Annotated in this window: 12 protein-coding genes and 1 pseudogene; all 13 read left to right on the forward strand. The window is 28.0% G+C overall.

What is annotated here, in order from left to right; all coding sequences use genetic code 11:
* Window positions 1-125: 125 nt before the first annotated feature.
* Entirely contained in the window at window positions 126-827 is a 702-nt protein-coding gene (locus L1S46_RS25645; RefSeq protein ID WP_238901351.1) for a hypothetical protein, read from the forward strand.
* A gap of 199 nt (window positions 828-1,026) precedes the next feature.
* Window positions 1,027-2,280, forward strand: coding sequence for a hypothetical protein (locus L1S46_RS25650; RefSeq protein ID WP_238901352.1), 1,254 nt, complete (start codon window positions 1,027-1,029; stop codon window positions 2,278-2,280).
* A gap of 11 nt (window positions 2,281-2,291) precedes the next feature.
* Window positions 2,292-2,978: a response regulator transcription factor gene (locus L1S46_RS25655; protein ID WP_238901353.1), complete on the forward strand. Its 687-nt coding sequence runs from the start codon at window positions 2,292-2,294 to the stop codon at window positions 2,976-2,978.
* 4 nt (window positions 2,979-2,982) lie between these two features.
* The gene (locus L1S46_RS25660; RefSeq protein ID WP_238901354.1) at window positions 2,983-4,374 is read left to right on the forward strand and encodes a HAMP domain-containing sensor histidine kinase; all 1,392 of its coding nucleotides are present in this window, start codon (window positions 2,983-2,985) and stop codon (window positions 4,372-4,374) included.
* 299 nt (window positions 4,375-4,673) lie between these two features.
* Window positions 4,674-5,471 (forward strand): ribonuclease H, encoded by a 798-nt coding sequence (locus tag L1S46_RS25665; protein WP_238901356.1) that lies wholly within the window; start codon window positions 4,674-4,676, stop codon window positions 5,469-5,471.
* Window positions 5,472-5,671: 200 nt separating this feature from the next.
* Window positions 5,672-7,483, forward strand: a complete 1,812-nt coding sequence (locus L1S46_RS26590; RefSeq protein WP_238901358.1) for an SEC-C metal-binding domain-containing protein — start codon at window positions 5,672-5,674, stop codon at window positions 7,481-7,483.
* Window positions 7,484-7,767: 284 nt separating this feature from the next.
* Complete coding sequence (locus L1S46_RS25675) at window positions 7,768-8,052, forward strand: GNAT family N-acetyltransferase (RefSeq protein WP_238901359.1); 285 nt, start codon at window positions 7,768-7,770, stop codon at window positions 8,050-8,052.
* Window positions 8,030-8,599 carry a hypothetical protein gene (locus tag L1S46_RS25680; RefSeq protein ID WP_238901361.1) on the forward strand — a complete coding sequence of 190 codons (570 nt, stop codon included), beginning with the start codon at window positions 8,030-8,032 and terminating at the stop codon, window positions 8,597-8,599. The genes L1S46_RS25675 and L1S46_RS25680 overlap by 23 nt, the downstream gene beginning before the upstream one ends.
* A gap of 151 nt (window positions 8,600-8,750) precedes the next feature.
* On the forward strand, window positions 8,751-9,293 hold the full coding sequence (locus L1S46_RS25685; protein ID WP_012058703.1) for an NADH peroxidase: 543 nt from the start codon (window positions 8,751-8,753) through the stop codon (window positions 9,291-9,293).
* A 419-nt stretch (window positions 9,294-9,712) separates the two neighbouring features.
* Complete coding sequence (locus tag L1S46_RS25690) at window positions 9,713-12,166, forward strand: EAL domain-containing protein (protein ID WP_343217292.1); 2,454 nt, start codon at window positions 9,713-9,715, stop codon at window positions 12,164-12,166.
* A 141-nt stretch (window positions 12,167-12,307) separates the two neighbouring features.
* Entirely contained in the window at window positions 12,308-13,069 is a 762-nt protein-coding gene (locus L1S46_RS25695; protein WP_238861504.1) for an EFR1 family ferrodoxin, read from the forward strand.
* A 2-nt stretch (window positions 13,070-13,071) separates the two neighbouring features.
* Window positions 13,072-13,409, forward strand: a pseudogene (locus tag L1S46_RS25700) (class I SAM-dependent methyltransferase); the annotation flags it as partial.
* Window positions 13,410-13,666: 257 nt separating this feature from the next.
* On the forward strand, window positions 13,667-14,734 hold the full coding sequence (locus L1S46_RS25705) for a galactose ABC transporter substrate-binding protein (protein ID WP_238901365.1): 1,068 nt from the start codon (window positions 13,667-13,669) through the stop codon (window positions 14,732-14,734).
* Window positions 14,735-14,921: the final 187 nt, after the last annotated feature.

The raw sequence follows: 14,921 nt of genomic DNA on the forward strand, positions 1-14,921 counted from the left end.
ATTAACTAGTACTAGTTTGTGTAAAAATAGCTATGCTATGCATAAGTGTATTTCTAAGTTTGGATATCTATAGGATATAAAAAATACTAAAGTATATATATTTTGAACTTCTAAGTAGATTAATTATGATAAATAAAATTGAAAAGAGATTTAAATTATTGCTTTCAGCAGCTATAATATGTTCTATAACCATAAGTTCTGCAAGTATAGTGGGGTGTAGTCCTAAAAAGTCATCTGAAATAGATCCTGAAAATAAAGAAGTGTCAGTTGAGAAAGTTTCTGAAAATAGCAATCAAACAGAAGGTGAAAAAATATCAGAAGAAGTAGTCAGTATTGAAAAATCTACTAATAATGAGGATAATAAAGAAATAGTAGCTTCACAAGTAAAAAAGAAAAATGATTCAGTAAAAATAATTGAAGATAGCAAGTCTATGGATGCCTCAAAGTCGGATAATGGAAAGAATAATTTTACAGAATATATGAATCTATTAGGTTTTAGTAAAGATGAACTTATAAGTACATTAAATGAAAAGCCAAATTCTATAGGAGAAGGTGGAGTGGAATTTAAAAAAGCTGGTATTAGAGTTTGGTTTGATCAGAAAAATAATGATAAGGTAGAGCAAATCTTTATTATGAGAAATGATTTGAATTTAAATGGTGTAAAGATTGGTGATAAGATAAGTAGATTTAAAGAAGTTTTTGGAAACCCAGTTAGTGATAAAAGTGGAGATGCACATTTTAAGTATAAAAATATATTTTTGTCTGTAAATTATGATGCAAACACAGGACAAACCTATGCAATATATATTTTAAAGAATGATTTTTAGTAAATTAAAAACTACTTTCTTATTTTAAAATTATAGGATGATAGCTAAAAGCTAAGCATTGAAGCACAGGCATTTAGTGAAAATATAATAAAAACGTATAGTTAACATAAGAGCTAAAAATTATGGATATGAAGTAATTATATATTATGGATAAGGTAATACTAAATAATAACAGAATGAAAAATGGGGTGTATATGTTATGAGAAAATATGCAAGAGTTATAATACTGATTATTTCTTTAGGCAGTATTATAATAGGCTGTGGGAATGTTGTAAACACAACTAGCTTAATTCAAGCCCCTATGCTCGAAAATGTAGAAGGAAATAAAATTAATAAAGAGCTAAAAGAAATTTTAACGCCTGGCAGTGAATTCTTAGTACCTAAGAATTCACAAGAAAAACAAAGTATTTTTATAGATGATGTTGATAAAGACGGTAAAAATGAAGCATTTGTATTATATAGGGATATGAAAGAAAATAGACAAGTTCATCTATTAATGCTTAAAGAAGAAAATGAAAAATGGAATAAAGTACTTGATGTAGCCACTAATTTTAATATTCTTGATTATTTTACTCTTAAAGATCTTGATGGGGATGGGAAAAAAGAAGTGATTTTAGGTACTTCAGTATCAGATTCTGAACTAAGTAAACAGTTATTTATATATGAATTGAATGGAAAAGAATTAGTTAATAAAGTTAATCGTACTTACGAATGGATAGATATATCGGATTGCAATGAAGATAAGAAACCTGATGTTATAATAATTGATGGAGAAATAGGCAAATCAAAAACAGCAGAAATGTTTAATTATGAAAATAATCAATTAAAATCTCACACGTTTGTGGGTCTAAATCCTGAGGGTGTAATTGAAAATGTAGTTAGTGGAAAATTAGCAGATGGAAATAATGCGTTATTCATTGATAGTGCATTAGGGGCCCATTCAATGTTAACTGAAATTGTTACTTGCGATAAGGGAAGATTTATTAAAATTGGAGATGAAAATGATGGTATTTTATTTAAGGCTTACCCATTATATAGTAGAGATATCAACAATGACGGTATTATAGATGTTGGAGGAATGTATATTCCTAAAGGTTTTGAAGATGCAGCGATGGCAGAAATCCCTTTTATTTATACTTACTCTGATTATAAAGAAGATGGAACACATGAAATTGTAGAAGAAAGATATACAGATAGTGTGCAGCATTTCTACATTACAATTCCTTCCAAATGGCATGGTAAAGTTACAATTCAGAAGCTTGATCAAGGTGTTAGACTTATAGATAATGAAAGTCAGGATAATTTATTTGAAGTAAAATGGATAAGCAAAGGTTCATATGGTGAGAACAAAACCAAGCTTGGAGAAACGAAGGATATTATATTTTATGATGATATTAAAGAAGAACAACCTATTTCAAAGGAAAATTTTCATTTACTTAAAGATGAATTTTAATGGAGGAAAATATGGAAACAATTCTTGTTGTTGAGGATGAACTGTCAATTAGAAGTTTTATCTGCCTAAATTTAAGAAAGAAAAAGTACGAAGTTCTAGAAGCTGAGAATGGAGAAGAGGCCTTATCTATTTTTAATAATAGAAAGATTGATATTGTCTTATTAGATTTAATGCTCCCAGGAATTGATGGATTTGAGGTGTGTCAGAAAATTAGAGATATAAGTCAATCTGTTGGGATTATCATGTTAACGGCACGATCTCAGGAAGAAGATAGAGTAAAAGGTCTTGTAGAAGGAGCTGACGATTATTTACTAAAGCCATTTAGCATGGTTGAGCTAGAGGCAAGAATTATTTCTTTAGCGCGAAGATTGAATCATATATATTCAAAGAAAGAAAGCTCAGTTATTAAATCGGGGCCATTTGAGCTTGATGTAATAAATAAAAAAGTATATCACCTTGGAAAGGATATTAAAGTAACTCCAACAGAATATTGCTTACTTCAATTTTTAATAAATAATAAGAATAAGGTATTTACACGAAATGATATTTTGGATGAAGTTTGGGGAATAAATTATATTGGTGATGAAAAAGTTGTCGATGTAAATATAAGACGTATACGAAGGAAAATAGAGAATGATCCATCAGCTCCAGAGTATTTACGCACGGATTGGGGATATGGGTATTTATGGAAGGAATAAAACTATGAAGCGAAGGATCATTGTTTACTTTATGATAATTAGTTTACTTACATTAAGTCTTGTTATGATAGGGTTTGGAATTGGAATAAGGCAATATTATTATCAGGGAATTGCTAATACATTTCAAAGTCAAGCAGAGGCGATTCCTTCTGTATTGTCAAGAGAAACTGATTTTACTAATAAAAGCTTGGAGGAATTCAGTAGTGAAATTATTAAAAATTATCAGATTAATGGCTCCGAACTACAACTATTAAAAAGAAATGGGAAATTAATTCAATCATCTACAGGTTTTTATGAAGATAAGACTTATTTGATAGATTCTGATGTATTGGATTTGAAAACCACATATAAAATTGAGAAAAATTCATATTCAGGTCAAAAGATTATGACAGTATATACACCTCTTGTTTTTGACGGGCAAGTATTAGGGATTTTGCGATATACAACATCATTAACACAGGTAAATGCTTTAATTACTAATCTATTAATTTATGGAATTATTATCTGCATTTTTATTGCTGTTATCGTGTTTTTTGTAAGTTTGCGTTTAGGGAATATAATTGTAGAACCATTAAATGATATTATCAATTTTACAAAGAAAATAGCAGAGGGAAAATACAAGGAAAAAATCAAAGATACTTATCCAAATGAACTTGGAGAAATAGCAAAAACACTTAACTACATGGGCGATGAAATATTAAAAGCTGATCGTTTAAAGAATGATTTTATATCATCAATTTCTCATGAACTTAGGACACCTTTGACAGGGATTAAGGGATGGATTGAGACTATGCGAGATCCAGACGAATTATCGGCTGAGGAGTTTAAATTTGGTTTGGGAATTATTAATGATGAATCAGATCGACTTATTAGCCTGGTGGAGAATCTTTTAGATTTTTCAAGATATCAGTCAGATCGAATTAAACTAATCTTATCTGATATCAAGATAGACAAAATTATTCGTGAAGTAACCTTCCAGCTTCAAAAGAAAGCAGAAAAAAAGGAAATTAAATTAGTGGTTGAAACGCACCCAGCAATTATTACAGCAGATGGTGATAGATTGAGGCAAGTTATACTAAATGTATTAGATAACGCAATTAAGTTCTCATATAAAAATCGTAAAATCTATGTTATTCAATCAGTTAGCGAAGAGTACATTTTAATTAAAATTAGCGATACAGGTATTGGAATTAAAAAAGAGGATATAAATCATGTTATGGAGTCATTCTATAAAATTGATCCTAAATCTATTGGCGCAGGACTTGGATTGGTCATTTCTAATAATATTATAGATATGCACAATGGGATTCTTAAAATTGATAGTGAATATGGGAAGGGAACAACAGTGACAATTTCACTTCCGTTAGAAAACTTTAAATCCTACGTAAATGCTTAGATTAAATTAATAATTATTGGCTGAAATTTTTAGACAATATAGAAAATTTCAGCTTTAATTTTGTTATAATGATGTATACAGTAGTAAGTTTTATGATATAAAAGAAAAATATAAAGTAGTTATTATTAAAATAACTAATAAATTTGAATTTGTTGTACTTATGATAAAATATATGTTTCAACAATAAATCTATATTTAAAGCTTTAGTAAGTCAGACACTCAATTAAGGATAGATGTAGAAACTTAATTGTGACATGAATATATTTATAATGAGATATTTGTTTTAAGGAGTAATTTTTATGAAAATGATGCTTTTTACACTAGAAATAATAGGTGAAGAAAATAATAACTATAAAATTAAAGTCAGTAACGGTACTGAGAACTCCTTAGTAGAATTTAATCCTTTAAAAAAAGAATTACATTTTGTAGATAATAACAACCTAAGTAATTTCTTTAAAGGACAGGAATACCAATTTAGAAAAATGCTACATAATAAGCGGCCAGATACATATTATGTAGGGTTTAATGTAAAAGTAGTCATAAGAGAAGATAAAGATGTAGCTGCTTTTAATGATAGGAGTAAAATCTTAGTTTTAGATAAACGAAATAGTAATTATGATAGTTATGCAATAGAAGAAAGTAAGGCTGAAGAGAGAATCTATAAAATCTACACAGATGCCAGTTATTTAGAGAAGAAAAATCATGGTGGATTTGCTTTTATAATAGAAGATTTGAAAGGAAATTATAATTTATATACAGAAAAAGTGAAAGACATAGGAAGCAGCCAAGCTGAACTTGAAGCAGCCATAAAAGCACTTGAATTATTAAAAAATGTTGAAAAAATAAGAATAATAACTGATAGCCAGTATGTCAGAAAAGGACTCACAGAATGGTTACCTATATGGAAATTGAATGACTTTAAAACTATTAATGGAGAACCAGCTAAGAATATAGAAAAGTGGCTTGATTTTGATAAAGCTTGTAATGGAAAATATATTGAATTTCAGTGGGTAAAAGCACATTCTAACCATTTTGAGAATTCTCTCTGCGACATGTATGCCAAAGATATAGCTAATAAAAATTCAACCAGTTACTAATAGTTACAAGAAGTTAATACGCTATAAATATTAAAGTTTAGTAATATTATAAGCTATAAGATCTACTTATCTAATACCCTTAATAGAATTGTAAATATAAAAATTTTATAAAAAATTTGCAGACAAACATAATGTTAGTATATAATTGTGCATGTTGGAATTTTATATAGTAATTATATTATTTAAGAGGAGATTTAGTCGTGCAAGGTAGATGTTATTATTGTAATAAAGAATTAACTGAAAGAACAATTAAAAGACATGCAAAGAGCTGTTCAGTAATGAAAAAATCAATTGAAGAAAAGATGAATTATACTAAAGGGGTAAGAGAGCAATTCATAATATCCATGAAAGATAAGTATAATCCTAGTTTATATTGTATTTATGTTTCGATAGATGCAAAGTTGCAACTTCAGCATTTGGACAAATTTATAAGAGATATATGGGTAGAATGTTGTGGACATTTAAGCGCGTTTTATATTGATGAAGAAATATATCATGATAATAGTGATGAACAATATGAGATGAATTTTTATTTAAAAGATGTATTAAATGTTAATAAAAAGTTCGAATATGAATATGATTTTGGTTCAACTACTTATTTGACTTTAGAAGTTGTAGATATAATACAAGTCCCAAATGAATTTAGCCAAGTGGAAGTTATTGCTAGAAATAATCCAGAAGAAGGTAAACTTAATAATTCTCCAAGAGATGGAGTTTGCGGGTATATAGGAAATAAAGATTCGGAAAAAGAATACTTGCCTGGAAATAACAATAAATACAAAGTTAGTAATAAAAAGCCGATACATAACAACGATGCTTTTTCAGATTTTGACGATTCTGAACAAATGATAGAGAATAGTTTTTTAAAACATCATAATAAATTTACAAATAGTTTTATACATACGTTTTTCAAGGATACATATTCTTTTGATCTAGAAGAATTGATCAAGCCATATCCTAAAAAGGAAATTTGTAGTCTAGCAGAGAACATTGGTCTTAAATTATCATATAATTTGAATAAGAATCAGGTAATTGAAAAATATATTGATGAATATGAAAAGAATATCAGAAATAAAATGAATGTGATTAATGATGATATGTATAAAATATTATTAAAATACATTAAGAATAATGGAATAATTTCAGTTTCTGATAATGAAGCAGAAAACTATGCGGATAAACATGCTTTTTTTATGAATCAAGGGATGGTATTTCCTTGCTTAAAAGATAGAAAACCAATCTTATTAATGCCTGAACTAATGCAGGCTGTTGTTAAGCAATGTGATACCCTAGAGTTTAGAAAGTTAATGAAGAAAAATAGTGAAATCATGAATATCTTTAGAGGGATGATTAAGTTATATGGTGTTCTTTGTTTTGAAGATGTTAAAGGATTAATTAAAAGATACGAGAATATAGATGATTCAATATTGTTATCTATATTAGAAGAAGGATCTTTTTATTATAATAATGAATATTATGGTACAATTGATGATGATGGAAAAATTATATTCGTTAATGTAGAAATAGAGGATTATGAAGAAATATTAAATGATATAGACAATAATTTGGATTATTTTATGATTAGTAAAGATGATCTAATCTCCATGTCTAACGAAGATTATTTGGAAAGAAATAGTATTGGAAGGAAGTTTTTGAAAGAATTTTCATCTATGTTTTTAGTTGATAAAAATGATGCTGCTGGAACTATGAACATGTTGGCTTTGGATATGCAATATAGAAATTCTGAAGAAATACTTGAAGACATAATAAATGGAATAGATGCAAAACTTGACAAGGAAGATGAAATCAGAGTATTTAATATTGTTAATAAATTTATTAAGAATATACCATTATGGAAATATAAAGGTGCAACTATAAATGAAAAAGAAGGAAATAACAAAACAATTGAAAGGACAAAAGAGATTGGAAGAAATGATCCATGCCCATGTCAAAGTGGAAAGAAGTACAAGAAGTGCTGTGGACGCAATGGAAATGTGATTCAACTGTTTTAAAGAATTTTAGTTATACAAATAACTTATGAATGCAATTTTGAATACTTTTTCTTTTAGATAAATATATTAATATTATTTTAAATATAGTACGAGAAATAAGGGTTTATCAAAGATGAACCCTTATTTTTTGAGAAAATAGATAGTGAATTAAATTAAAAAAAGCATAAAAATTCGACATTAAAATATTATGTGACTATGATATAATAGTTCTGTGGATATATAAGGAATTAATAAAGGGTTTTTGTAAAATGAATAAAATTATGGAGAGGATGGTGTTATGTATTATGTTTGATATTAAAAAAGGATTGAATAAATTCTATATTGGAGAAACGGAAGAAAATACTTTAGCAGAAGTAATATTAAGTGATACTAGTAAGGATGTAATAAAAATTGAGCATACTTTTGTAGGCGAAAAGTTGAAGGGCAAAGGAGCAGGAAAACTTTTAATAAGGAAAGTTGTAGATTTTGCGATAGAAGAAAATAAGAAGATAATGCCAGTATGTGTTTTTGCAGAAAAGGAATTTGATAAAAATAAAGAGTATGAGAGTGTTTTATATAAAAATGCTTAATGGGTTTAAGGACAAAAGACTTGGAAACCCACCTGGAGTATTAGGAGCGATGTTATTTAAAGAAGGATTCTTTTTAGTATGTGCAGATGATTTAGAAAGCCCAATAAAAAGGTGGGATATAAGAAGAAGATTAAATGCTTTTGTTTGGGCAATAGAAGTAGAAATAGAGAATAAAAATCAACTTTATAATGTATGGCATGCTCTCAAATTTTTATGTAAAGAACTAGATGAGAAGGCGGCTAGAAGTTTAGGAAACAAGTTATCAAATTTAAACGATACTCAAAAAGAAGATATTGAAGAATACAGACAAATGATCCTTGATATTATTAGAAAGCCATCAAATTTAAGTAGAATAAAAGCATGGTTATGGAAAAATTATAGCTACTACAGAAAATATAAAGGTATAGAACTTGATATAGTGAAGGAGCCAACAGATCTAAGATCAAATACAATTTTGGCTGAAGAACTAATTAAGTTAGAAAACAAACTATATAATGAAGGATATTCTTTTGGATCGAGTCCAATTCTTTATAGAGGAAAAATATAGAAATATGCATATTGTGTATAAAAATGTAGAAATAAAGGTTATGAAAGTGCGAAAGAATAGAAGGAAAAAAGGATATAGATGTTGAAATATATATAATAAGGTAATTAACCTAATAAATATTTATTGAAATGATAGCGAGGAGAGAGAATTTATGAAAAAATTTGTTTGTACAGTGTGTGGTTATATTCATGAAGGAGAAGCAGCACCAGAAAAATGTCCAGTATGTGGTGTAGGATCAGAAAAGTTCATAGAACAAAGTGGTGACTTAGCTTTTGCTGATGAACATGTAATTGGAGTTGCTAAAGGCGTTGAGAAAGAAGTGATCGATGGATTACAGGCGAACTTTATTGGAGAATGCACAGAAGTTGGAATGTACTTAGCTATGTCAAGACAAGCTGATAGAGAAGGGTATCCAGAAGTTGCAGAAGCATATAAGAGAATCGCATTTGAAGAAGCAGAACATGCTGCTAAATTTGCTGAATTACTTGGAGAAGTAGTAGTGGCAGATACAAAAGCTAATTTACAAGCTAGAGTCGATGCAGAACATGGTGCATGTCAAGGTAAGAAGGATTTAGCAACACTTGCTAAGAAATTAAACTTAGATGCAATACATGATACAGTTCATGAAATGTGTAAGGATGAAGCTAGACATGGAAAAGCTTTCAAAGGACTTTTAGATAGATATTTTGCATAAAGAAAATATCCAAAGTTGTTAACAAAAAATATTCATAAAGGTGGATTAGGTAGAAATACTTAATCCGCCTTTATTTATTCTTTCGTCAAAATCGTGTATGTACAGAAACAATACATTAATATATGTTAAACTAATTTTAAGCTCAGAATAGTATAAAATGTAGTTCATATTATTAAAAAAACTGTAGATTATTAAGTTGTCTAAATTATTTAAAATTAATCAATCAAAAGCTTATATTAAAAAAATATGATATAATTATTTTATATCTTTAGTTGTTATTATTTTACAGTTAAATATAGTATATATCACGATAAAACATGCCTAAAGATATATAGTATGAAGTCATTAAGGTAAAAATAAATGTTTTAAAGAGTTAAAATCTAGTATAGATTATTAGTTATGTAAATCTGAGCTTTTTTGTGTCTCATACTGGAGGTGATATTATTAAGACTGCGTTATTTATATTATTATTTTCATGTTGTATTTTTTATTTATTTTTAGGAATATACGGTTATAGAATGGATAAAAAATCAAAAACAAATCAGATATTTATATATATATGTATTTGCTTTGGACTTTGGTCAGGCGGATATGCAATGATGTTAACATCTGATAATATCAATACAGCATTTTTTTGGAGAAATTCTTCGGTTCTAGGGTATTGCTTTTTTAATGGACTTTGGCTATACTTTGCATATTTACTGAATAATGAGGATGATTTTGAGTATATTTCAATAATAAAATTTTTAGCATATGTTCCAACTACACTATTATTTATTGGAAACATTATAGTAGAACCTTATTCAGCAATGACTAAGGAATATTATGGCTGGATTGATGTGGCTCCAGAGTTGTTTCCACAAATTCTATATATAATATGGGCGATAGTAATAGATTTTGCAGGTGTTATAGTATTGTATTTAAGAGGAAAATATTCTAAGAAGAATAGAGTAAAAAAGCAAAACAAAATTATTTTAATAACTTGTACAGTAAGTATCATTATAGGAATAATTACAGATTTTATTTTGCCTTTACTAGGAGTAACTATTTTTCCATCAGCAGTATTAACGGGAACCATAGCTTTAGGTGGTATTTATTATGCAATAAACAAGCATAGATTGATGTTGACGACTCCAAAGTATATATCAGAATATATTTTTAACACTGTAAATGAGCCGATTTTTATTTTAAATGAGAACTTCATTATTCAAAATTGTAATGATGCATCATTAAGTATAACTAATTATAAAATTGAAGAAGTAGAAGGAAAAATATTTAGTGAATTACTGGATAATGTTGATTTTGACTTAAGTAGTATAACGAAAAATTCTTGTGTAAAAAATATAGAAGTTAACTTGGAAACGAAATATGGAAATAACATTACATGTGAATTGTCAGGTACAATTATATATGATGAATATAGCGATATATTAGGAATATTAATATTACTACATGATATTTCGGAAAGAAAAAAAATATTAGAAATGGAAAAGAACTGTACTTTAAAATTAGAAGAAGCTAATATGATGCTTAAAAATCAAATTCAAGATAAAATAAGAGCTGAGGAGAAACTTCGTCATTTTGTCTATTATGATCCTCTTACAGAACTTCCTAATAGAAAAATGATGCTAGAAAACCTTAATATGCTTTTAGAAATTAAAAATAATAGTTTCGCAATACTTTTCATAGATTTAGATGGATTTAAAAGTATAAATGATGATTATGGACATCAAGTTGGTGACAAAGTTCTCAAAAATGTTGCGGACACATTAAAAGGCATAATAAGTAATGTTGATATAATAAGCAGAATTGGTGGAGATGAATTTGTAATTATAACAACTGATATAAAATCCACTACTTATGTTAAGGAAATTGCTGAAAGAATTCAAAAAGCATTGAAAATTCCTTTTATTTATAATGAGGAAGATTTATGTGTCGGAGCCAGTATTGGCATAAGTATATTTCCTGAACATGGTAAAGATGCAGATACATTGATTAGAAAAGCAGATGTAGCCATGTATGAAGTTAAGAAAAAAGGTGGGTATGATTATGCCTTGTATTCATCGAAAATAAATGATGAATTTCTTAATAAAATGAATATCAAAGAGAAATTAAATAAAGCCATGGAAAATAATGAATTTGTAATTTACTATCAACCAATTATAAGTTTAAGATCAATGAAAGTGCTATATTCAGAAGCTCTAATTAGATGGAAACAAGCTGATAAAATTATTTCTCCTATAGAGTTTATTCCAATTGCAAAAAGTGTGGGTGAAATAATATCAATTGATAATTGGGTATTAGAAAATGCCTGTAAGCAATGTGAAATATGGCATGAGCTCGGAGGAAGTGAATTTAGTATTTCAGTTAATGTTTCTTATTCGCAATTAAAGCAATCTGAGTTCATACCAATGGTTGAAAATATATTAAATCATTATTCGTTTCCGGCAAGATGTTTAAATATGGAGATTACTGAAGATGAGGCTATGGAGGATTCTGGTACAATCATAGGAATACTAGAAAAGTTAAGAAAAATAGGAGTTAGAGTATCTTTAGATGACTTTGGTACAGGCTACTCATCCCTTAGCTATGTCAATAGATTACCTATTGATATGATAAAAATTGACAAGTCACTTGTATGGAACTTGGAAAAGGATTATAAAAGTGTAATGATTGTTAGATCAATAATAACTTTAGGGCATAGTCTGAATCTTAAGATTATTGCAGAAGGAATTGAAACTCAAGAACAATTTAGGATTCTAAATGAACTTAACTGTGATTATATTCAAGGTTACTTAATAGGAAAACCAATGGAAGCATTGGAGTTTGAGCATAGATTTATTAAAAAGGAAACTGAAACTATGAAATCATAAAAATTAGAAGTATTTTACTAAAAGATAATATAGATATAAGAGCTATCCGCATGCTAAAAATGGATAGCTTCTTAATTTGTATAAGATGTATATTTGAGTTGTAAAATTCAAGTTGTAGAATATTTATTAAGGAGATTTTAAATGGAGACAACTATTTATTATTTTACTGGTACAGGAAATTCACTGAAGATAGCTAAAGATTTATGTGAAAATATCACCAATTGTCGATTGATACGCATATGCAAACGTAATATGAATATAAATGAAGTGACTTCTGAAAGAATAGGATTTGTTTTTCCTGTTTACTATAGAGGGCTTCCTAAAATGGTTGCAAATTTTATAAAAAACTTAGATGTTAATTTAGGCAAATACTTTTTTGCGGTAGCTAATTTTGGGAGTTATGCTGCATTAACCTTTGAGCAAATTGATATCCTGTTAAGAAATAAAGGAAAATCACTTTCTGCAAATTTTAGTGTTGAGATGCCTGGAAATATGTGGTTTATGTATTATCCTCATCCTAAAGAAGATTTCATTAATCGAATGAATAATCAATCAAGGATAACAATTAATATTGCAAGAATGATTAATAATAATTATGAAAATAATATTCCTGTCATAAAAAACAGATATAAAGAAGAAAAGATGTATGAAGATTTTAACCCAAATAACATTGATGAAAATTTCTGGGTTAGCGAGAAATGTATAGGCTGCGGAATTTGTTCTAATGTATGTCCAGCTGAAAATATAGAAATTATAGAAGCAAAACCTTCATGGGAACACCGATGTGAGCAATGTCTGGCGTGCATCCACTTATGTCCGCAGACAGCAATTGAGTTTAAGAAAGATTCAATAAATAAAGAAAGATATAAAAATATATTTGTTAAAACCAAGGATCTCTTTTAAAATCTAGTTTATGGATATATAAGTATATTTTTCCGGATGGATATGTTCTATCTGTTTCAGAATTGATCTGCTCAATTTCAGATAAACATTTCAATGTAAGTGATGTAGAAAATCTTAGATTGCATTATGAAAAAAACTAGAACATTGGGCAAGTAATTTTGAAAATGCTTTGCCTGAAATAAGAAAGACTAAGGATGAAACATTTATAAGAATGTGGAGATTATATTTAAATGCCTGTGCAGCATCTTTTAATAGTGGAAATGTTCATATACACCAATTTCTATTTGGCAAAGGAGTAAATAATAATTCACATTGGACTAGAGAGTATATGTATAAATAATATTATCTAAAAGTTTTGGCCATATTTTATTAATGAATTCTTTTGTTAGCATCATTCATTATAGGATATGGCTATATATATGTTGAAATTCACAATGCACATTTCACAAGTCACAATTACAGCTAAAATTTTTGCAATATTTTTAGAATCCTTTTATTTCTAAATGATTAATTTTGAATAAATTTTATATTTATATGCAACCTAATCAAGAGTAGATATATAATTTTGAGTATTTATATCTAATGGGAGGCATTATAATGAAAATATTAAATAAAAGAATTGCGATAATATTGCTAACTTTAACTATTTTTTTATTGATATCTATAACTCAAGTTAAAACAATAGCAAGTTTGGATCTTAACACTAGTAGAGTGTCTAATATAGCAGTAATATTTTTCGTAACTGATGATCCATTTACTATGAAAGTTATTGAAAGCTTAAAAAATATAGAAAATGAGAATCAAAATAGAGTGAAATTTACTTTTTTAAATCCGAAGAACAATATAGCAATACAAGATGAAATATTAGATGCTGCTTTACAAACAAAATATGATTTATTTATATTATATTTACCAGACAGAAGAGAAAATGTTGTAGAAGGTGCCATTAACAAGATTAAGCAAAAGAATAAGCCTTTAATACTAATGAATATTATACCTGAAGTAGCATCAAGAGCTTCTAAATTATATGAGAAAGTTGTTTTTGTAACTCCTGATTCGAAAAAAGCTGGCATTGCTCAAGGTAGAATCATTGCTGATTTTTGGAATAAAAATAAAAGCAGTTTAGATGCAAATGGTGATAATATATTACAGTATGTTTTGTTGCAAGGTCCATCTGATGACCCACAGCCCATTGATAGAAGTAAATATGCGATATCAACACTTAATGATTCTGGAATAAAGACACAAGAACTTGCTAGAGTAAATGCTAATTGGTCTAAGGATCTAGCTAAAAGTTCCATTGATAATTTGTTCCTTAAATATAATGGGAGAATTGAAGCAATAATTTCAAACAATGATGCTATGGCAATAGGCGCTATTGAGGCATTGCAAAAATATGGTTATAACAAGGATAATAAGTCAAAAAATATAGCCGTTGTTGGAATTGATGGATTACAAGAAGCAAAAGATTTAATTGATAAAGGAATCATGACTGGAACTGTTATTCAAGATCCAAGGATTGAAGCTGAAGTTTTATATAAAGTTGGAATGAATTTAATTAAAAATTTAAGCCCAACAGAAAATACAGATTACAAAGTTGCTGAAGGAGAAATCATAATACCATTTCCATATGATACATATATACGTAACATTAGTGAATCATAAGTAGTAAAACTTTTTTTTATGATATTTATATCTGAGATTGTTAGCGAAAATGCTTTGAAGTAATATTTAAAAAGCTGGTACTTTTGTTTAAAAAATACCAGCTTTTTAATATTGTTTATTGTATTTTGAATACCACCTGCTACGCGGGTGGTTCTAAAGAGCTTTCAGCGGTGAGTAGAAAATAAAA

This window comes from Clostridium sp. YIM B02500 (assembly GCF_022324665.1).
Taxonomy (GTDB): domain Bacteria; phylum Bacillota; class Clostridia; order Clostridiales; family Clostridiaceae; genus Clostridium; species Clostridium beijerinckii.